The sequence below is a fragment of the Cyclobacterium plantarum genome, from assembly GCF_011290685.1.
Classification (GTDB): Bacteria; Bacteroidota; Bacteroidia; order Cytophagales; family Cyclobacteriaceae; genus Cyclobacterium; species Cyclobacterium plantarum.
The window spans coordinates 870,539-889,878 of the sequence record NZ_JAANYN010000001.1 but is presented as its reverse complement, the minus strand read 5'-3'; the positions used below and the strand labels follow the sequence as shown (position 1 = coordinate 889,878).

Annotated in this window: 17 protein-coding genes; 8 read left to right on the top strand and 9 right to left on the bottom strand. The window is 42.5% G+C overall.

Annotated features, from left to right (window positions below; all coding sequences use genetic code 11):
* The first annotated feature begins 175 nt into the window (after window positions 1–175).
* The 3 genes from G9Q97_RS03695 to G9Q97_RS03685 all read left to right on the top strand — a co-directional run bounded on the left by G9Q97_RS03695 (window position 176) and on the right by G9Q97_RS03685 (window position 2,958).
* Window positions 176–793, top strand: coding sequence for an NADPH-dependent F420 reductase (locus G9Q97_RS03695; protein WP_166143236.1), 618 nt, complete (start codon window positions 176–178; stop codon window positions 791–793).
* A 360-nt stretch (window positions 794–1,153) separates the two neighbouring features.
* Complete coding sequence (locus G9Q97_RS03690) at window positions 1,154–2,077, top strand: LysR family transcriptional regulator (RefSeq protein ID WP_166143234.1); 924 nt, start codon at window positions 1,154–1,156, stop codon at window positions 2,075–2,077.
* A gap of 374 nt (window positions 2,078–2,451) precedes the next feature.
* Entirely contained in the window at window positions 2,452–2,958 is a 507-nt protein-coding gene (locus tag G9Q97_RS03685; protein WP_166143232.1) for a hypothetical protein, read from the top strand.
* Between the two features lie 247 nt (window positions 2,959–3,205).
* Here the strand turns inward: G9Q97_RS03685 and G9Q97_RS03680 are convergent, their stop codons facing one another.
* From G9Q97_RS03680 to G9Q97_RS03670, 3 genes are read right to left on the bottom strand one after another with little or no spacing between them, the layout of a single operon-like run.
* Window positions 3,206–4,093, bottom strand: coding sequence for a DUF5777 family beta-barrel protein (locus tag G9Q97_RS03680; protein WP_222851898.1), 888 nt, complete (start codon window positions 4,091–4,093; stop codon window positions 3,206–3,208).
* A 3-nt stretch (window positions 4,094–4,096) separates the two neighbouring features.
* A complete protein-coding gene (locus tag G9Q97_RS03675; protein ID WP_166143230.1) occupies window positions 4,097–4,645 on the bottom strand; it encodes a YceI family protein in 549 nt (182 codons plus the stop codon).
* Window positions 4,642–5,133 carry a QcrA and Rieske domain-containing protein gene (locus G9Q97_RS03670; protein ID WP_166143228.1) on the bottom strand — a complete coding sequence of 164 codons (492 nt, stop codon included), beginning with the start codon at window positions 5,131–5,133 and terminating at the stop codon, window positions 4,642–4,644. Before G9Q97_RS03670 ends, G9Q97_RS03675 begins: the two co-directional genes overlap by 4 nt.
* Before the next feature lie 168 nt (window positions 5,134–5,301).
* Here G9Q97_RS03670 and G9Q97_RS03665 point away from each other — a divergent pair, with 168 nt between their 5' ends.
* A complete protein-coding gene (locus G9Q97_RS03665) occupies window positions 5,302–6,264 on the top strand; it encodes a hypothetical protein (RefSeq protein WP_166143226.1) in 963 nt (320 codons plus the stop codon).
* A 31-nt stretch (window positions 6,265–6,295) separates the two neighbouring features.
* Here G9Q97_RS03665 and G9Q97_RS03660 read toward each other — a convergent pair whose 3' ends face one another.
* Window positions 6,296–7,177, bottom strand: a complete 882-nt coding sequence (locus G9Q97_RS03660) for an alpha/beta hydrolase (protein WP_246255380.1) — start codon at window positions 7,175–7,177, stop codon at window positions 6,296–6,298.
* Window positions 7,178–7,298: 121 nt separating this feature from the next.
* Between G9Q97_RS03660 and G9Q97_RS03655 the strand changes: the two genes are divergently transcribed.
* Together G9Q97_RS03655 and G9Q97_RS03650 are read left to right on the top strand one after the other, a co-directional pair.
* On the top strand, window positions 7,299–8,423 hold the full coding sequence (locus G9Q97_RS03655) for a DegT/DnrJ/EryC1/StrS family aminotransferase (RefSeq protein WP_166143224.1): 1,125 nt from the start codon (window positions 7,299–7,301) through the stop codon (window positions 8,421–8,423).
* 64 nt (window positions 8,424–8,487) lie between these two features.
* On the top strand, window positions 8,488–8,769 hold the full coding sequence (locus G9Q97_RS03650) for a TIGR03643 family protein (RefSeq protein ID WP_166143222.1): 282 nt from the start codon (window positions 8,488–8,490) through the stop codon (window positions 8,767–8,769).
* 29 nt (window positions 8,770–8,798) lie between these two features.
* Here G9Q97_RS03650 and pgi read toward each other — a convergent pair whose 3' ends face one another.
* Window positions 8,799–10,445 (bottom strand): glucose-6-phosphate isomerase, encoded by a 1,647-nt coding sequence (gene pgi / locus G9Q97_RS03645; RefSeq protein WP_166143220.1) that lies wholly within the window; start codon window positions 10,443–10,445, stop codon window positions 8,799–8,801.
* Between the two features lie 572 nt (window positions 10,446–11,017).
* On the opposite strand from pgi, the gene G9Q97_RS03640 reads away from it, so the two are divergent.
* Together G9Q97_RS03640 and G9Q97_RS03635 are read left to right on the top strand one after the other, a co-directional pair.
* Window positions 11,018–13,123 (top strand): tetratricopeptide repeat-containing sensor histidine kinase, encoded by a 2,106-nt coding sequence (locus tag G9Q97_RS03640; protein ID WP_317168715.1) that lies wholly within the window; start codon window positions 11,018–11,020, stop codon window positions 13,121–13,123.
* A gap of 192 nt (window positions 13,124–13,315) precedes the next feature.
* On the top strand, window positions 13,316–13,981 hold the full coding sequence (locus G9Q97_RS03635; RefSeq protein ID WP_166143212.1) for an MCP four helix bundle domain-containing protein: 666 nt from the start codon (window positions 13,316–13,318) through the stop codon (window positions 13,979–13,981).
* Window positions 13,982–13,986: 5 nt separating this feature from the next.
* Here G9Q97_RS03635 and G9Q97_RS03630 read toward each other — a convergent pair whose 3' ends face one another.
* The 4 genes from G9Q97_RS03630 to G9Q97_RS03615 form a co-directional block, all read right to left on the bottom strand.
* The gene (locus G9Q97_RS03630; RefSeq protein ID WP_166143210.1) at window positions 13,987–15,465 is read right to left on the bottom strand and encodes a sodium:solute symporter; all 1,479 of its coding nucleotides are present in this window, start codon (window positions 15,463–15,465) and stop codon (window positions 13,987–13,989) included.
* Between the two features lie 29 nt (window positions 15,466–15,494).
* Window positions 15,495–16,427 (bottom strand): dihydrodipicolinate synthase family protein, encoded by a 933-nt coding sequence (locus G9Q97_RS03625; protein ID WP_166143207.1) that lies wholly within the window; start codon window positions 16,425–16,427, stop codon window positions 15,495–15,497.
* Between the two features lie 65 nt (window positions 16,428–16,492).
* Entirely contained in the window at window positions 16,493–17,674 is a 1,182-nt protein-coding gene (locus G9Q97_RS03620) for a sialidase family protein (protein WP_246255378.1), read from the bottom strand.
* Window positions 17,662–19,257, bottom strand: a complete 1,596-nt coding sequence (locus G9Q97_RS03615) for a fucose isomerase (protein WP_166143205.1) — start codon at window positions 19,255–19,257, stop codon at window positions 17,662–17,664. Before G9Q97_RS03615 ends, G9Q97_RS03620 begins: the two co-directional genes overlap by 13 nt.
* Window positions 19,258–19,340 lie beyond the last annotated feature (83 nt).

Sequence of the window (19,340 nt, the reverse complement as noted above, 5' to 3'; positions counted from 1 at the left end):
GCTGTAATTTGCTCCTGTATTTAATAGTTGTTTATTTGGTATACAGCCCAACATAATTGTATTTTATTATAATAATTCAATATTTTCACAATTTTATTTCATTCAGTAGGATTAATTGTTTACTTTTCACTGAATTTAATGTATTAAAAAAGTTTTTAGGCTAATTTATTTTGACATGAGGGATATAGCGATTTTAGGAGAAAGTAAACTTGCCAGGACTTTGGGAAACCGGTATATGGGTAGGGGTATCAATGTGATTTTTGGTGTTAAAAATGATTTCGAAATTACAGACATCGAGTGGAAAATTTACAATAAACTTTCGGATAAGGTACTTCCTTATCAGGAAGCCATTCAAAAAGCAGATGTGATTTTTATATGTTGTGAAAACGACTGTTTGAAAACCGTTTGCCAACTTTTGCTGCAAGCTGAAAGCCAGGATAAGATCATCGTGGACTGCACCAATGGAGTATATTCTTCAGGATTGGAATCCAATACTTCTGCTATCAAAAAGCTTTTAGGGGGAAAAAACCTGTTCAAAGCATTCAATAATCTGGGACTTGATTATCCCAATTCTGATCCTTTGGGGATTATTCAGGAAACCTATTACTGTGGAGACAACAATGAACACAAACAAAAGCTCAAAAAGTGGATTGAATTGGCTGGATTTAAAGCCATTGACGCTGGAGAATTTGAAAATGCCACCTTGCTGGAAGCTTTTTACCACTTAAAAATGAAAATTTCCAACCAACAACAGCAAAGCAGCAATTGCCATTTCAAATTGATTTCCGTATAAAATCGGGCCTGACACAAGTGCCGCACATTGCCACGATTATCCCACACCTGCTTTCTGGCAGGTGTGGGTTTATAGACCGGAAAAGGCTACCTTTCCATTAAAAATCAAATTATAAATACATGAAATCGAGCCTGCCAAAGGCAGACAGGCATGACGCAGGCGACGCACGGAGGGATAATTATAATTGAGTAATTTATAGGTCATTAATGTTACATGTCTGACGGTTCTAAACCGTCTGACAAAGGTTGCGGTTGAAAGAAAATCATAAACACATGAAATAATGAGGCCCATCACACTGTCCGTTAAATAAAGATTTTTATATTAACAGAAATTTATAAGACAGGCCTTTACTTATTAGCAATGCATTATACACTTAATCAATTACAGGTATTTTTAAAAGTAGCCCAAACCCAAAGTGTAACCAAAACCGCTGAAGCCCTTCACCTTACCCAGCCTGCCATCTCAATCCAGTTAAAAAATTTCCAGGATCAATTTGACATTCCCCTGACCGAAGTGGTGGGCAGGAAAATTTATATCACCGAATTTGGAAAGGAAATCGCAAAAGCAGCCGAAGAAATCATCAATCAGGTCAATGCCATCAATCAGAAAACACTTCAATACAAGGGGCAATTGGCCGGCCGGTTAAAAATAACCATTGTATCGACGGCGAAATATGTCATGCCCTATTTTCTTTCGGATTTTTTGAAACGCAATCCGGGTATTGAATTGCTAATGGATGTCACCAATAAACTGCGTGTCATCGATAGCCTGGCAGACAATGAAGTAGATTTTTCCATGGTTTCCATTTTGCCGGACAAACTTCAACTGGAGCACATCGACCTTTTACCGAATAAACTCTTCCTGGTAGGAAGTGCCAAAGCCAGTTTTGATGAGAGCAGGCCCCTCTCCGAACAATTGGATGAATTGAACTGGATCTACAGGGAAAAGGGGTCCGGAACCCGCCAAATGATGGAGGCCTTTGTGGAGCAAAACCACTGGGCTATAGCAAAAAAGCTGGAACTCACCTCCAATGAAGCTGTCAAACAAGCCGTTATTGCAGGACTGGGATTTTCTATTATGCCATTGATAGGGATAAAAAATGAACTGAATAATGGAGATCTAAAGATTTACCCCATTGAGGGCCTGCCCCAATCCACCATGTGGCAATTGGTCTGGATGAAAGGCAAAAACCACAGTCCCGTGACTGCCGCCTTTTTAGATTACATCAAAAAAGAAGCCCAATCGATAATACAGCAGAAATTCGAATGGTACCTCAAGTATTAGTGCCAGGTCAAGCCTCAACCTACTCATGAAGGCTTATTCCTCCATTGCAAAGGTGCCGAGCTGGACGCAGTCGAATGGAGCCCCCCATCAACTGTGGCAGTCTGTTGGGATAAGTAAACGAAATTTCAAATTTATTGTCCCTTTTCGATGAACTTATGCCCAAGATCCGGGTAAGATTGGTTCCCACAGCTGGCAATGATTGTCCATCCTTAGTAAATGTCATTCCACAAACTAAATTTAAATACATTGATTTTCAAATACATATACTGTACTGTTTCTAGGATATAAATATTTTTAATGTATTAAATAAAATTTATAAATTTTCATTTATGAAATGAGACGGCTATTTTCGCAGGAAACAAAAATAAATCTCCATGCAAAAAAGTCTTTATTTAGTTTGCCCGGTCAATCAGCTGGAAGCTTTCATCCAGAACAAATTTGGCAGCCACCATTTTTTCCTGACTGCATTGGGCACCGTTTTTAGATTTGAAGAAGTTCGGTATGTAGAAAAAGTAACTGATTTTCTGATGCAGGATTCAATAGACCGCATCACCCTTGTCCATGACTTGAACTGTCCTTTCAAAAACAGAATCATCAACCACGAAAAAGGGCTGCATTCTTATGCCGAGGAGTACCTTTTCGAAATGTACATTGATCACTATTACCGCATCAATCAATTCCAATCCAGGGAGGAAAAAGCCAGGGAGCTGTCTATGATCCATTCCGAGAACCTGATACATACCATTTCCAATCACCCTTTACTTGAAAAGCCCCTACGTCAAAAAGGGATAGCCCTTGACAGTTTATTGGTCGATTGGAAAACCAATCAGCTGGAAAAAGTAGAAGAAAGTCTTTTTTTGGAAAAAATATCAGCTGGATAAATGTTGAAAAAAAATCTCTCCAAATTGATCTCAATAAGGTAAATCCGATCGTAAAATCATGCCAAATACCGGTGCTAATCCTTCCAGGAACAATCGGATAATTGCCTGTATAACCACCCGGCTGAGGATCAACCCCATTCTCTTTTCCTGGAACCCTCTATAAAGGAGCGGATTTCCTGGCCATACCTTAGGAGCAAGTTGACAAATTGAGCGCATAAAATTACCATGCATCTACCTTCAGGTTACCTTACCGTGACCCGGTTGCAAAAATACGGTTAACATTAAAACCAAGCCTGAACTCTTCCCCTGGTACCCCATTCCCTCCGGCCAGCAGGTATTGCTCGTTCAGTGCCTGGGAAGTAACGAAATACATTTGAAACACATGCCCTCCGGCTTCAATGTCAATGCCAACACCTACATTGCTTCGGAGATCATTGTTCAAATTGGGGATCCACTGAAGGGTCAGGGAGGATTTTCCTGTAAGTTTATACTTGCCTGATATACCCAAGGCCAAATACAGCTGTTGGTCTCCCTCAATTAAATAGGCTGGCATTGGTGCATTGAAATAGGCCAAAGAGGGACTCAGCTGAAGACTGATTTTATCAGAAATTTTTCTTGCCAGCATGAATTGAAAGGCAAAACTACTCCTCTCCGAAAAATCAGGTGCCTCCTCCTGCAAAAATGCGTAATCTGTGGTATTCACACCAGCAGCCCCCATCATAGAGAGAGAAAAAGGCACAGACCCGCTTTTATTCTGCCGCAACAAATGGTACCTGCCATACAAATTGTAAAACTTGTCCCTGCCGGACCTGGATGCCCCCAGGGAGAAACGGTCATCAAAGGCATATTCAAAGCTAAACTGGATGTTGGCTCCATTGTCCAGACCATACAGGTTCCGGATACCCCCATTCAAAGGCCCGAAGGTATGCATGATGGCAAAATGCAGGGTTTTTTCTTCCAAAGGTTCTACCGTCATTAGGTTGATCTGTCTGGGCGCATGAAAAATAAGTTCCACCTCCGGATTAGCCGTTACCAGTTTTCTTTCCAGCTGAGCATGAGTATTTCCATAAAGCAGCAGGAAAAGCAGGGGCAAAGCAAACCTTTTTAATATACGATTCACAAATAGTTGATTCATGGTTTATTTTTTTAATTGAGCTTTGATCTTTACACTTTGGGTTTCCGATAATTCGTAAAACATCACTTTGGGAATATCTATGTCAAAATCCCCCAGTTTTACCTTAAAACTTGCTTCCAGCAAAATTTCATTTGCACTTAGCTTAGTCAGGCTGCCATCTATTTCCATATACTTTTCCTTTCCATGGATTTTAAAAACTCCCAGAGCCTTTACTTTTTGGGGTTGATTCATTTCTAGGTTTATGGGTTCTTCCATCTTGCCCGAAAACTCAGCAAAGGGATATTTTTCAGTTTCCAGGTAATTGTCCCTCATGTGTCTGTCTCTCAGGCCAATACCTGTTTTGAGGGTATTCAGGTCTATGTAAAAATCAATCTGGTTTTTTTCCGGATCCAGCAGTCCATGGAGCTTGTCAGACTCCCCTGTAAATTCATTCAATGCCGCCTGAGACAAAAAGCTCACTTCTCCATCGGTAGTTTTAAATTCCTGCGCCCCCACCTTCCCTACCATCAATAGATAAATCAGGGGCAACAACCATATTCTTTTCCAATTCATGACCGGTTGATGATTAGGTTTCCGTTTTCTTCCGATACCGCATAGGACTTTAAGGGTTGGGTAGCAGGTCCGTTGACCACTTCTCCCTGGGTGTCAAAGCGGGAACCATGACAGGTACAGGTAAAAACCTGGTTGCCAAAGGTCCAGTTTCTGTCACATTGGGAATGTGTGCAAACTGAAGTAAGTGCGCTGAACTGCCCGTCCAGATTCACTACCAAAAGCTGAGCCTCTCTGATCAACATCCATCCACCTGAGGCCATCAATCCTTCATTTTTGGCCAAATCAATGGTGACTTTCTGATTATTGATCAATATGCCCTCCTCATTTTCGTTGGGTTCATTATCGGGAAGCATATCACTTTCACTGGTACAGCTGGTAAAAAAAGCTGCACCAAAAACGGACATGACCGATATTGAACCGACTCTGGAAAGAAAATCTCTCCTTCCTGTTTGTAGCCTACCACGTTGAATCCTTTTATTTGTTTCCATGGCTTCAATTACGCAGAAAAGCGTGCTACTGGATTCCGGAAAAGCAAAAATAAATACTGCCTATACAGCCGGTCTCTCATATACGGCTTATGAAGGCTTCCGATAATTGATTTTTGAGGTTGCAATTTCCCCCGGCTTGCCTTACTTTTCTATCCTCAATACTTTCTTATGAAAAACCCGCTAGCCTGTTTGCTCTGCATACTACTCCTTCTTGATCCGCTTTTTAACTATGCCCAAAATGGCGGGATCCCTAAAGTTGCTGATTTCCCGGAGGCTTTTGAGGCTCTCCCAGCACTCCCCTTAACTGTCAAACTTAAAAATAACATCCGCTTTGATCAGGAAGGTGGCCACTTACAGGGCATTCAGCTTTACCAGGAAAATACGGTCTATTTAAGTGGAAGTTCATCCAACTACAGCTACATTATAATTGGCGATCTGAAAAATCAGGTCGTCAAGGCAGTAGATACCCTGCTCCTTTCCCCACTGCGACATGCCGGAGGATTTCAAATTTATGACCATTTTTTGGCTGTGGGGATTGAAGACAATCAGAAAAGAGACCTGGCGAAAGTACAGGTATATGATCTGGAAAAAGACAAGCCCTGGCAAATGCCTCTGGCAAGTCTGGAAAGAAAAGGAGCACCTGAACGGGTAACAGCCGGTGCAGTGGGATTGACCGCCTACAAAGAAAAAATGTGGCTGCTGGTGGCCAATTGGGACAGCAGGGTGCTTGATCTCTACAGCTGCACTGAAAAAGACTTTTATCTGGGAAATGCTCCATTCCAATTGCAAATGAGTATAGACCTGAGCAGGCAGGACCGGAATGGTTGGATCAATCCGGATTGGTTGTCCTACCAAAATCTCAATCTTTTTACCGATAAAAAAGAGCAAATGTATGTAACAGGTACTGCCTTAAATCCGGATGGAAAGCAGGTTGCGGATCTTTTTCGCCTGATCCCTGATAAGGAGAAGCCTGTTTTGGTAAAAATTGCCAGCAAAATTTTCTCCACCAGTGAGAAAGTAAATTTCAAGGCAGCTGCAGGATTACAGGTGAACCAGGAAGGCCGGCTCCAGCTCACAGGGGCCCCGTATCAAATTGAAGACGAAACCTATATAGATTTGTTTTCCAATTGATGACCTGCTTTATTGTTACCAGCCTTTTGCATCAGTCGATGTTTTTTACAAAATCACGAACCCACCTAAAGGCTCTTCCCGGTGTATACAAAAACTGCACGATCATGGGAACATGTCTTTTGTTCTTTTGAATCCTTAAATCCGGTTTTGGTTCAAAATCACTATAAGCCTGCATGAAGCGATCTGTTCCTTCCCGGATACTCTTATAGGTTTTTCCCCCCATTAAAAATATCATGGGAGGCATTTCCTCATGTAAAAAATATATGGGTGAGGTCGCTCTCCATACTTCCGGGTCATCCGTAAAGGTCCTGAGATGCGAAGTACCCGGCGCATTGTTTGCTTCTTTGAGGTAATGGTACATGTCTAATCCTGCTGCATCGATAAGGGCTGCCCCGGCTATCGGATTTCTCACGCCCAAACTATCAAAGTAAACATCTCTGACAGCCACCAAACTGGCCAGGTGCCCTCCGGCAGAATGGCCCGAAACCACGATCCTGCCCGGATCCCCTCCATATGCGGATATATTCTCCGAAACCCAGTCCAGGGCTTTGGCCACTGCCATACCCATGGTATGAATTTTATATTCCGGACTTAAAGGATAATCCATGATCACCGTAACGATTTCCCTGCGTGACATCCTCCTGCCCAAAACGCCATACCGCTCCTTACTGCCGGAACGCCAACTGCCTCCATGGATAAAAACCAAAACCGGTAAAGGATCAGTGATTTTTTTCGGATAGAAAATATTCAATTGCTTTTGGGGCATTTCTCCCAAAAAACCTTCTTCCATATAGGTTATGTTTTCTGAAACCGTTATTCCCCTCAATGAACAGGATGCCAGAATAAAACCCAAAAAAAACCATAAAACAAAATTGCCCATAATTGCTTTTGAATAGGTACGGAACTGATCCATGATCAGACCATTGTGAAGGTGCTGATCAGATAATACATTTTATATACGATTTAAATAGCTCCATCTTGCTTAGGTGCTAAAAGCTTGCCTAATTTAGCCTGTCTGTTTATATTATCACGGAATGACTCTCAAAAATTCAATAGAATTTCTCGATCTGAAAGCGATCAACAACCGCTTTGAACCGCAGCTTAGCCAAACCATCTTAGATGTGGTTCAAAGTGGCAGGTACCTGAAAGGAGAACAAACAGCAGGCTTCGAAAAAGAATTCGCTGCATACATCGGTACCAGACATTGTATTGGCCTAGGAAATGGCACCAATGCCTTGGAAATCATCTTTCGGGCATACCTGGAATTGGGCATTCTAAAAAAAAACGATGAGGTATTGGTCCCGGCCAATACTTTTTTTGCCAGCTTTTTGGCGGTCATCAACCAGGGTTTAGTCCCTGTGCCGATAGAACCTAATTTACCGACATTTCTGTTGAAAACCACCGGAATAGCGAAAGCCATAAGCCCCAGAACAAAAGCCATGGTGATGGTCCATCTCTATGGCAGAAATGCTTACCATGAAAACATTCATGCCCTACTGAAAGCCAATGGCATTCTTTTGATTGAGGACAATGCCCAGGCGGTAGGAAGCCGGTATTTGGACAAGAAAAGTGGCAGTCTGGGAGATGCTGCAGCCCATAGTTTTTACCCGGCAAAAAACCTGGGAGCCATGGGAGATGCCGGAGCAATCACAACAGATCAGGATCAATTGGCAGAAACTTGCAGGGCCCTTGCCAATTACGGAAGTATTACCAGCTATGAGTATCAATATGCAGGAACAAATTCCAAAATGGATGAAATACAAGCTGCCATATTGAGGGTAAAGTTACCCTATCTGGATGAGGATAATGCCAGAAGAAACCAAATTGCCCTGAAATACCTCACTCAGATCAAACACCCGAAAATTCAGCTACCCCTGCCAGCCAATCCATTGCAAACGCTCCAACATACCTGGCATCTTTTTACCGTATTGGTAGCTGACAGGCAAAATTTAATGAATTATTTGAAGAAGTTCGGCGTAGAGGCAGCGATTCATTATCCTACTCCTCCGCATCAACAGCCTGCTTTTAAAGCATCCTTTCCAGGCAAAGCACTCCCCCTTACAGAAAGAATTCACAGAGAAACACTCAGTTTGCCGCTGAATCAGGCTTTAACAGAAAAGGAACTGGCATTTATTATTGACCATATAAATCACTGGTAAACCAGGCCAGGTTGATTTTTCTCATCCCATACAAACCATTTGGTTGGGGAAAAGTTTTGATGGTATGAATTTGTTAATACAGCTCTCAGACAGAGAAAAAGACAGGATCATCGAGATGGCCTGGGAAGACCGGACCACCTTCGATGCCATCTTCAGGCAATTTGGCATCCCCGAAAAAGACGTCATCAAACTAATGCGCAGGGAAATGAAAGAAAGCTCCTTCAAAATGTGGAGAAAAAGGGTACAAAGCCGAAAGACAAAACACCAAAAGCTAATCGCTAATCAACCTGTTAAGCGTTTCAAATGCTATCGGCAGAAAAGCATCAGCCAAAATAAGATCACCTGATAAGCAGCCTGCTATTCAGAAACGCTGGTTCAGACTGTTCTGAATTCTTTAAAGGCATTGATCAAACCGTTAGTGGAGGCATCATGTCCTGATACTTTTTCAGGAGCAGTCAATTCGGGTAAAATGGTTTTGGCCAAAACCTTTCCCAATTCGACTCCCCACTGGTCGAAGCTGTAAATGTTCCAGATAGCCCCCTGTACGAATATTTTATGTTCATACATGGCAATGAGAGCCCCTAGAGTTGCCGGGTTGATTTTCTTGACGAGGATGGAATTCGTGGGATTGTTTCCCTCAAAAACCCTGTGGGGAGCGATTTTATCGATTATTTCTGGTGATTTTCCCTCCTTCTTCATTTCTTTTTTCACCTGTTCCAGAGATTTTCCATTCATCAAAGCCTCTGTTTGGGCAAAAAAATTGGACATCAGTTTGACATGATGGTCACCAACGGGGTTGTGTGTTTGTGCCGGCGCAATGAAGTCGCAGGGGATTATCTGGGTCCCCTGATGTATCAATTGGTAAAAGGCATGCTGCCCGTTCGTACCGGGTTCACCCCATATCACAGGTCCTGTGGAATAGGACACCCTATTGCCTTCCCGGTCAATGCATTTACCATTGCTCTCCATATTCCCTTGCTGGAAATAGGCTGGAAAACGATGCATGTATTGGTCATAGGGAAGTATGGTTTCGGACGCAGCTCCCAAAAAATTGGTATTCCATATGCCGATCAAAGCCAACAAAACCGGCAGGTTTTTATCAAAGGCTTCATTTCTGAAGTGATTGTCCATGGCGTGGGCACCTTCCAGAAGTTTGCGGAAATTATCGAAGCCCACCGAACAGGCAATGGTAAGCCCGATAGCCGACCACAGGGAATACCTACCCCCTACCCAGTCCCAGAACTCAAACATATTGTTTAAATCAATACCAAATTCCCTGACCGCATTGCCATTGGTAGACATGGCCACAAAGTGTTTGGCGACCTCATTTTTATCGTGGGCGTTTTCCAAAAACCAATCTCTGGCTGTATGGGCATTGGTCATTGTCTCCTGAGTAGTAAAGGTTTTTGAGGCAATGAAAAATAAGGTCGTCTCAGGATTAACCTGCTTCAATACTTCTGTAATATGAGATCCATCCACATTAGAAACAAAGTATGCCTTCAGGTGAGGGTGCTGGTATGGTTTCAGAGCTTCTGACACCATCACCGGACCCAAATCACTTCCTCCAATACCAATGTTTACCAGGGATTTTATGGGTTTTCCGGTATACCCTTTCCAAACACCTTTGGCCACTTTTTCTGAAAAAACCTTCATTTTTTCCAGCACCCTGTTCACCTCAGGCATTACATCTTTACCATCTACATAAACCGGGGCATTTGACCTGTTTCTCAAAGCAGTATGTAAGACAGCCCTGTTTTCTGTTCCGTTGATCAGCTTGCCGTCAAACATGGAATTTATAGCTTCTTTAAGTGCCGTCTGATCTGCCAGCTCCAATAGTGATTTGAAAATACCATCGTTTATCCTGTTTTTTGAAAAATCCAATAGGATGTCCTTAAACCTGACATGATATTTATCAAATCTTTTAGGATCGTTTTCAAATAAATCCTTGATAGTTACAGGGGATTTAGAGGCATTTTGAAGTGCTTCCCACGCTTCGGTATTACTGGGGTTGATATCCTTCATTGTATTGTATTTTTAGGTCTGGGCTGTAAAGCTAAAAATAAAATACAAGCATCTAAACAACAATTTCATTTTGTCATCCGGACTGGAAATAATTCCAATTTTACCAGGCCAATAAGCATTTAAATCCCCTTTCCTTCCCAAATACCGGAAATTAAAACCCGGGATAAGGCCATTCATATCTGTTTTTCATTCTTTGATAACCAATTTCTTAATTGTATGTAATTTTTATACTGAACTAGTAAAAATTTATGCGTGAAATCGAAATACAAAAAAATCTTATTTACATTCATTTTTTACATGAAATTAGCTGCAGATCAAACCAAAATGAATAAATTAGCCTGTCTTGTGAAAACAACAGCAGAGAACATGTATTTGTCTTTTTTATTTTTCAATGATTGAAATTTCTAATCCAGGTTTAATTTTGTTATATTATTATAATGATAGGTTTATGGTTCCGACGACATTCAATTCAAATGGAGAAATACAGCTAATTTTAAAAACTTGATCGGAACTGCATCATTATAGTGATAAAAATATTTGTTTTAAGTTTAACAATACAAAAAAACTTGAAAGTGTTTTTAAATTTCAAAAGGTTTTTTTCTGCTTCTGTGCTATTTGCAGCGGTATTGCTATCTCATTTTTCCTTTGCCCAAAGGAGAGATATCGATTCCCTTAAATCAAGGATGCAGCTTTTTGAAAACAACGAGAATTTTTCTCCCGATAAGCCATATATAGATTTACTCAACCGCTTGGGTGAGTTGTATTACAACTTGAACCCAGACAGCACATTCTTATTGGGCATGAAAAGTCTTGAGGCCAGTGAAAAAACCGGATACCAGGATGGTATAGTGGACGCATACAGGAACATAGGTGCTTTTCACAACATTCGGGGAGAATACGAACAAGCGATGAGTTATTTTAAGGAGGGCTTGAGCTTGGCAAAAGAAAATCAGTATCTGAAAGGTATGGCCCATATTTACCACAGCATGGGTTTGAATCATTACGATAGAGGAAATTTCACGGAGGCCGTTTCATTCTACTATAAGGCACTGGAAATAAAAGAAAAGCACCTTTCTGAGAACGAACAAAGTACAACGCTTAGTAATCTGGGATTGGTTTTTTCGGACATGGAAGATTATGAAAAGGCCTTGGATTTTCATAACAGAGCACTTGAAATCCGGAAAAAGTTAAACAACAAACTTGGAATGGCCTCCTCCCTGAGCAACATTGGATTAATTTATAAAAAGAAGGGAAAATTGGATGATGCCATGGAAAGTTATACATCCACCCTTGAAATCGGTAAAAAAATTGAAAACAATCAGCTGATTTCAGTGAGTCATTTTAACCTGGGTGAAATATTGCTTACCCTGGAAGATTTTGAGGGTGCGCTGTTTCATTTTGAAGCTGCACTTCAGGTTGACAAATCAGTAGAAGATAAAGCCGGTACAAGCAGTGACTTGCTTGGCCTGGGTGAAGCCTATATAAATTTGGGAAACTTAGCTGAAGCAAAAAAAGCCGTCCAAAGCAGCCTTGAGCTTTCCACGGAAAGCAATATAAAAAGGAATATAGAGAAAAGTCACTTTTTGCTCAGTGAGGTTTTTGAAAAAGAAGGGAACAACAGTGCCGCCTTGTACCATTACAAACTGCACACAGCATACCGGGACAGTATCATCAATCTGAAATCGGAAAAGCAAATTCAGGAATTGGCAGCAAAGTATGAGTTTGATAAAAAAGAGGCGGCATTGCGGCAGGAGCAGCGGGAAAAGGAATTGGTAAATGACAAACTGATGGAGAAACGGATCCGAATAGGTTTTACTATTATCCTGGTTATCCTTTTAATTGCCTTTTTTATTGCGCTTAGATCCATCAGGTACCAAATAAAGGCCAAAACGCTGGTGACCAGGCAAAAAAACAGACTTGAAAACCTTAACAAAAAAATCCTGCATCAAAAAAAGGAAACAGAGCAGGTTGCCAGGCAGCTTATTGAAGTCAACAAAACCAAAGACAAACTTTTCAGTATAGTGGGACACGACTTAAAAAGTCCTATCAATAGTCTTAAGGGACTGATGCAATACGCTGTAGACGAAAAGCTTAGCCAGGAGGAATTTTTGCTCGTCTCAACCCAACTGAGAAACGAAGTGGAGCATGTACACTTTACTTTGATCAATTTGCTTCACTGGGCCAAAAACCAAATGAAAGGTATCGTCACGGAAACGGAAAAAGTATCTGTCAATAAAATCTTGCAGGAAAACATCAATTTGTATAAGCCTGTTTCTGAAACCAAACAGATTCAGATCGTTGATCTTTTAGATCCGGACACGACCTGCCTGGCAGACAAAGAACAGTGTAATTTGATCATTAGAAATTTGATAAATAATGCATTGAAGTTCACCAACCGGGGAGGGAAAATAACAATCCGCAGTAAAAAAATCCAGGATACCCATTGGGAAATTTCTGTTCAGGACAATGGCATAGGCATGGATGAACAGACCCTATCCAGGCTTTTTCAACCCGTATTGAGAGAAAAACAACGGTATGGCACTGCCGGGGAAAAGGGTACCGGATTAGGGCTTCAACTTACCAAAGATTTTATCCTTAAAAATGGTGGCGATATACAGGTAACAAGCGAGTCGGGAAAAGGCAGTACATTTACATTTACCCTACCTATTGCCATTTAATCCCGATGAAATATTATACAGGTTAATGGTTGGTAAATTGATTTTATTTTGCTTAAATTAAGAAGCAAGATTTAAAGCATACCAAACCCGGGATTACTGGCAGAAAATAGTTGCACGTGTTTTCCAGTACCCATAGTTTAGGCTTTTTCTTATTCGTTTTTGCAGGCGACAAACCATAAAAAATCCGAAAATATGAAGGAATCAAATTTCAAATCATTCAAAATTAAAATAGCTATTGCATTGACATTGGTGTTGTTTTTAATTTTTGCGAAAAGCCTTGTGGACAAAAGCAATGTTGATGAATTGGAAGCTTCCTTCGTTACAGTATATGAAGACCGGCTGGTGGTGCAGGATTATATTTTCAATATTACAGAATTACTTTTTCGGATGCGGCTACTTGTGGCCAATACGGAATCCCTGGACCAATACTTGTCCATCCAAAATCAGGTGATGGCTTATCATGATCAGATATTGAATATTATTTCAGATTTTGAGAAAACGCACCTTACACCTAAGGAAGCTGAGTACCTGAAGGACTTTGAAACATTGATCCGGGACAAACTGGAAATCGAAAGTTATTTTACAGGATTTGAAGAATCAGATCGAAATTACCAAAGTAGTGTTGAGAAATTCAATACTGACTTCGAGAAAGTTTTCTACGATCTTAGAGAATTGTCGAAAATCCAACTCAGAGAGGGAGAGAAACTCACCAATTTAAGCTACAGGATCAAGGCGCGTTCTGATATTTGGCTTCAATTCGAATATGCGGTTCTTTTTGTTCTTTTGATCATCATCAGCATGTTGATTTATTCATCAAGAGATATAAGTAAGGAAAAGACTCATTCCACCTCGAATTGAACTGGTTATTTTCTGTTGGCCCAGGCCGATAGCAAAAAGCCTACAAGAAAAATTACCGAAGTGCCAAAAACGATGGTTAGATTGGCATGAAAGGTACTCCTGAATGTAGCTCCTTCTTCAAATATCACCGGTGACAAGCTCATCCATCCTATCACTAAAACCCCCAATACTACACCAATGGCGGCATAGCTCCGTTTGATGTTTTTCCCAATAAAACCAAGCAAAAACAAGCCCAGGATTCCTCCGCTGAAAATTGCTGAAAGTGCCCACCAGGCATCAAGGGCACTTTCAACCCCATTGAAAGCAATGGCGACAATAATACTTAACAAGCCCATAACCAAAGAGGCAATGACCAAAACCTTCATCTCAGCTTTCTCTTTTAAATCCGGGGAAATGTATTTTTTGAAATGATCTGTCAAAATAATCGTTGCCGAGCTATTGATGCTGGTTGAAATAGTGCTCATACCTGCTGCAAAAATAGAAGCAATCAACAATCCGGTCATACCCACGGGAAGGCCGGTAACTATAAAATAGGGAAAGACCTTATCTGCCTGATCGCCTCCTTTAAAGGCTTCAGGCAACAATTCCGGCATGGCCTGGTAGTAAGCAAATAAGGCGGTGCCAATAAAGAAAAACAGAAGCGAGACCGGAACATACAACAAGCTTCCCAAAAGTGTGGATTTTACTGCCTCCTTGTCTGTTTTTGCACTGAGGTACCGTTGTACATAATTTTGATCTACACCAAAATTCTGCAGATTAATAAACAACCCATATATTAGAATAACCCAGAATGTAGCTTCAGAAAGGCTCCACCCAAAGCTTCCCAGACTAAACTTATCATGGGCAGCAGCTATGGTAAACACCTGACCCGGCCCTTCAGGCATAGAAAAAAATATTAAAACCAGACAGACTAAGGCTCCGGATATCAGGATAATCCCCTGAATCGCATCGGTCCAAATTACCGCTGCAAAACCGCCCATGATGGAATAAATCAATACACTTATACCTGTGACTACAATTATGATGGGTATACTCCAGCCAAACAGCACATTCATGGGTAATGCCAGCAAATACATGATGGCTCCCATTCTGGCCAGCTGGGTAAGCAGGTAGCAAGCAGAGGCATAGGTTCTTGCCCAGCTACCAAACCTGGTTTCCAGGTAATAGTAAGCCGAAGGGCTTTTAATACCCCGGTAGAGCGGTACAAAAAATTTCACCGCCAGTATGGCCGCTATAGGAATGGACAGGCTGAATACGAATCCATTCCAATTGGAAAGGTAAGCGTTACCGGGCAAGGCCAAAAAACTAATACTGCTGACAAAGGTGGCAAATATAGACATCCCGATTGCCCAGGAAGGAAGCTTTCCCCCACCTGTGATAAAATCCGTAGAAGATCGTTTTTTATAATAAAAAGAAGCCCCGAAAAGGACGATGGCCAACATGTAAACTAAAAAAACAATTAAATCAATAATGGGTAATTCCATGCTTCTTGCAGTTATTTTATCTGAATAATTCAGGCATAAGCCCTATATGCTTCCAATCCCTTTAAATTCTTTTCCACCTGTTTCAATTGGGCTTCACCGAATGAAGTCAGGGGTGAAGACAGGTAGCCGTTTCCAATTCCCAATACCGCCATAGCAGCTTTTAAACCTTTTAGAAAACTGGACCCATAACTCCCCAATGCATAGATGCTGGAAGATATTTCCATGACCATTTGTTGCAGGCGGGCCACTTCTTTCAGATCTCCCCGTTCTGCTGCGGCATACAAGTCCACATAAAGCCCGGGAAATAGGTTGGCCCCTCCACTGACTCCTCCATGTCCACCCATCAGCACGGTGGATGCCATCATTTCCTCCGGACCTACCAAAAGGGTAAAATCCGGTCTGTCCTTAAAGGCATAAAGCATGGCGTTAAAATAAACGGCATTCCCAGAGCTGTCTTTTAACCCCAGAATATTGGGATGTTCAGAAAGCTCAACTACGGCTTTTTGGGACAGCATGGTCTTTGTGTGGGAAGGCATGTTGTACAGGTAAAGCGGTAATGGCAAAGCGTCAGCCAACCTGGTAAAATAGGCAATGAGTTCATTTTCTCCAAGACCAAAATAATAGGGCGGAGCAGCTACGACGGCATCCGCTCCTGCATCTGCGGCTGCCTGGCCCAACACCAGACTTTCACTGAGAGAAGTGTCTGTCACGCCTACCAGTACGGGGACTCGGCCGTTCACTTCCCTGCAGGTCAATTGGATCAATTCCTTTCTCAAATGGTAAGGAATATTGGTGCACTCGCCCGTTGTCCCCAAAATAAATAAGCCGTGTACCCCTCCTTTAAGTAGGTGAGCAATAAGCCTGGAGGCACTTTGATGGTCCAATTCGCTGTCATCCTTCAGCATGGTAGCCATGGGAGGTATTATCCCTTTCAGGGGATTGTTCTTTAAGTCGATGTGCATTTTTTAGTTATTATGTACTGAAAAATTTGGCTGCCCATGATAGGAGCCTGTTTTACAAAAACCATTTAAATTTTCTCCGGGTCCACAACCACATATTTCACGGTTTCTCTGTCGTAAGTATAGGAAATATGTACCATCCCATCCTTACTTTGAATAATGGCCGGATAGCTGTATCCGGCATTATTGGGTTCATTTTCCAGGGTCATAAAAGGCTCCCAGTCTTTTCCATCCGCGGAAATGGCCAGGTTGAGGATATTCCTTCCTTTGGGTTCTTCCCCTTCTTTGGTACTGTGGTTATAAACCAGGAGGTGCCTGCCGTCCTGCAGAGTAAGGGCATCTGTACCCGAATTTGGATTGGGAAGGGAGGTAGCCCTCAACTCAGACCAGGACTGCCCCTGATCCGAAGACCAGCTTTCGGCGATAACATCCTGACGGGTCCGGCAAAGCACCTGTAAATCCCCGTTATCATGCATCAATATACTGGGTTGAATAGCATCAAATTCCACCCCATCATTGATGGGACCGACCACCTGCCAGGTCTTGCCATTATCCTTACTGATTTCGAAATGCACTTTCCAAAAAGTATCTCCATCCTGCTCTATTTCTATACTGGAGGGGCTGATAATGGTGCCATCTTCCAGCTGCACAGGCTTGTTTTTCACCGGACCCAGGAGGGCACCGATAGCAGGGTCTTCTCCCAGTTTTTGCGGAGCAGACCATGTTTTGCCCTCATCTTCGGAGGTAATCAACATTCCCCACCATTCCCTGGGGTTTGGACCTACTTTATAAAACAACATGAGTGGCCCTTCCCTGGGCTGGAACAATACCGGGTTCCAACAGGGATAGCGCAAGGTATCATTTTGGACCCCATTTGCTACTTCCTCGGGCCAGGTCCATTTTCCATCTTTCAGGTGACTTACCCTGATCCCCACATCCGGATTCCTCTCGTGGGTGCCGGAGAAAAATGCGGCCACAATGCCGGAAGAAGTTTCTACCAGGGTGGAAGCGTGCACCTGTGGAGTGGGCCGGTTATCCAGGGGATAAATCAATTCAGCATGAACCAAAGCCCCTTCTCCCACCTCGGCTTTGGGAGGTAGAGAATAGTTTCCTGTGATATCATTTGCCTCTTTTTGTTGATTCTCTTCTGATTGGTTCTTATCGCTCCCGCTTCCACATGCAGCGATAAGGAACAGTAAAGAAATACTGATAATTTTTACTTCCAGGTTTCTCATATTTAAATGCCGCATAATGCTGTTTTAATTCCCAATTCGTTCATCGCCGCCGCTTTGGCGTAACAAGCCTCCAGGGCTTTTTCCCTGTCCGGAGCATAAACCACCTGTATATGGTTGGCTTTGTGCCGGGCCATCATCTGATCACGGCTCACACCTTCCAGCACCCCATGCATGATAGGCCACTGTGGAGTGGTCATTTCCCACCTTCTTTGCGTTTCCTCAGGAGGAAGTGCTGCTACTTTTCCTATACCCAGATCACAGTGCAAATGATCATTCATAATATACACCCTGCTCCAAACAATATGGCCTGGTTTACTGATGCCTTTCAGGCTGCCTCCCCCCAATCTAAAGTACATGGGAGGTTGGCGTTCACTACTTGCCCCGGAATAGCCTTTGATAAAATGAGAAGCAGGAGCTGCACCGGAAATCAGAAAAACCCAAACAAAAACTTCCTCCCCATCAATGGTGAAATCTTCGCCGTACCTGAGATCATGTAAAGTGTTGTCCCCTGATAAGCCCAATTTTTCCCATAAACGGTAAGTGATCAGGCTATCCAATCCGGCGCATTCATCTACTTCGTTGAAATGAGGAAGTGCCCTTCCGGGTAAAATTTCCCTGCCTTCCTGTGTATGGGCAGGCGGGCGGTCTGTATTATTCAATAGCCCTTCCGCCAAATCGCTGGCCACTGCCAGGTCCTTCAGGCCCTGCTGGTATTGGATACCGATGGTGTCACAGCCAAATTCATCAGCCAGCCTTAAAGCTGCCAGGTACATTTTACATTGCTCCAGGGTCTGTTCCCTGGTCAGTTCCGTTTCCGGATCTTTACCCCATTGAAAGTCGACCCCCTTATCCAGAAGCCATTGAAGGACGGCCGCAGCTTCCTTGTCAGTCACCGTTCTCATGGCAGCATACAGACCTGATTGACTTAGTCTTTCCTTAAAAATCCCGGTAGGGTGTAGGAGGTGGTCAGGTATGATGGCATTAAACATTCCCATACACCCTTCATCAAAAACGCCCATGATGGCTTTTTCTTTTTTAAAAGCCCGGGCAAACTTCTCTCCCGTTTCCACTGCATTACCTGGAGCATCATTTGGATCAAAATCCCTCACATGGCTGAGGTCGTGGGTGATTTTACCGGAATGTAACCATTCCCTGAGGCCATTGAGAAAAAAATCATCGGTGAAATCCCTGCTCCAAAGCGTGGAATAAGTTACACCTGCTTTGGTCAGAGAACCATTGAGGTTGAGCATGCCTACCAAACCGGGCCATTGCCCATTCCAATTGGCCAAAGTAAGTATGGGGCCCTTATGCGTGGTCAGCCCGGCAAGTACATGGTGGGAATATTGCCATACACTTTCTGCTACAATAATGGGCTTATGGGGATCCAAATCTCTAAAAACCTGCATGCCCATTTTTTGAGAATCGATGAAACCATGACCCTTTTCCTTATCAAAAGGATGGGCCCGATGGACCTTTACCTCAAGCTTATCCAAAACCTGATGCAAACTGCTTTCCATATCCTCTTGTGCTTGCCAGCAAGTCTGGTTGGCAGACAACCTTAAATCTCCACTGGCTACCAGATAAACTTCTTTGATCATTTTCTCCCTTTTATACTTTTTATGTTTTATTATTCGCCTTATTTAATCTCTGGCAGTATTACTGGATAAAGGCTCATTCAGGC

Excerpts from the sequence above, each read along its gene's own strand:
- G9Q97_RS03695 (WP_166143236.1), top strand. The coding sequence starts at position 176 with ATGAGGGATATAGCGATTTTAGGAGAAAGTAAACTTGCCAGGACTTTG.
- G9Q97_RS03690 (WP_166143234.1), top strand. The coding sequence starts at position 1,154 with ATGCATTATACACTTAATCAATTACAGGTATTTTTAAAAGTAGCCCAA.
- G9Q97_RS03685 (WP_166143232.1), top strand. The coding sequence starts at position 2,452 with ATGCAAAAAAGTCTTTATTTAGTTTGCCCGGTCAATCAGCTGGAAGCT.
- G9Q97_RS03680 (WP_222851898.1), bottom strand. The coding sequence starts at position 4,093 with ATGAATCAACTATTTGTGAATCGTATATTAAAAAGGTTTGCTTTGCCC.
- G9Q97_RS03675 (WP_166143230.1), bottom strand. The coding sequence starts at position 4,645 with ATGAATTGGAAAAGAATATGGTTGTTGCCCCTGATTTATCTATTGATG.
- G9Q97_RS03670 (WP_166143228.1), bottom strand. The coding sequence starts at position 5,133 with ATGGAAACAAATAAAAGGATTCAACGTGGTAGGCTACAAACAGGAAGG.
- G9Q97_RS03665 (WP_166143226.1), top strand. The coding sequence starts at position 5,302 with ATGAAAAACCCGCTAGCCTGTTTGCTCTGCATACTACTCCTTCTTGAT.
- G9Q97_RS03660 (WP_246255380.1), bottom strand. The coding sequence starts at position 7,177 with ATGGATCAGTTCCGTACCTATTCAAAAGCAATTATGGGCAATTTTGTT.
- G9Q97_RS03655 (WP_166143224.1), top strand. The coding sequence starts at position 7,299 with ATGACTCTCAAAAATTCAATAGAATTTCTCGATCTGAAAGCGATCAAC.
- G9Q97_RS03650 (WP_166143222.1), top strand. The coding sequence starts at position 8,488 with ATGAATTTGTTAATACAGCTCTCAGACAGAGAAAAAGACAGGATCATC.
- pgi (WP_166143220.1), bottom strand. The coding sequence starts at position 10,445 with ATGAAGGATATCAACCCCAGTAATACCGAAGCGTGGGAAGCACTTCAA.
- G9Q97_RS03635 (WP_166143212.1), top strand. The coding sequence starts at position 13,316 with ATGAAGGAATCAAATTTCAAATCATTCAAAATTAAAATAGCTATTGCA.
- G9Q97_RS03630 (WP_166143210.1), bottom strand. The coding sequence starts at position 15,465 with ATGGAATTACCCATTATTGATTTAATTGTTTTTTTAGTTTACATGTTG.
- G9Q97_RS03625 (WP_166143207.1), bottom strand. The coding sequence starts at position 16,427 with ATGCACATCGACTTAAAGAACAATCCCCTGAAAGGGATAATACCTCCC.
- G9Q97_RS03620 (WP_246255378.1), bottom strand. The coding sequence starts at position 17,674 with ATGCGGCATTTAAATATGAGAAACCTGGAAGTAAAAATTATCAGTATT.
- G9Q97_RS03615 (WP_166143205.1), bottom strand. The coding sequence starts at position 19,257 with ATGATCAAAGAAGTTTATCTGGTAGCCAGTGGAGATTTAAGGTTGTCT.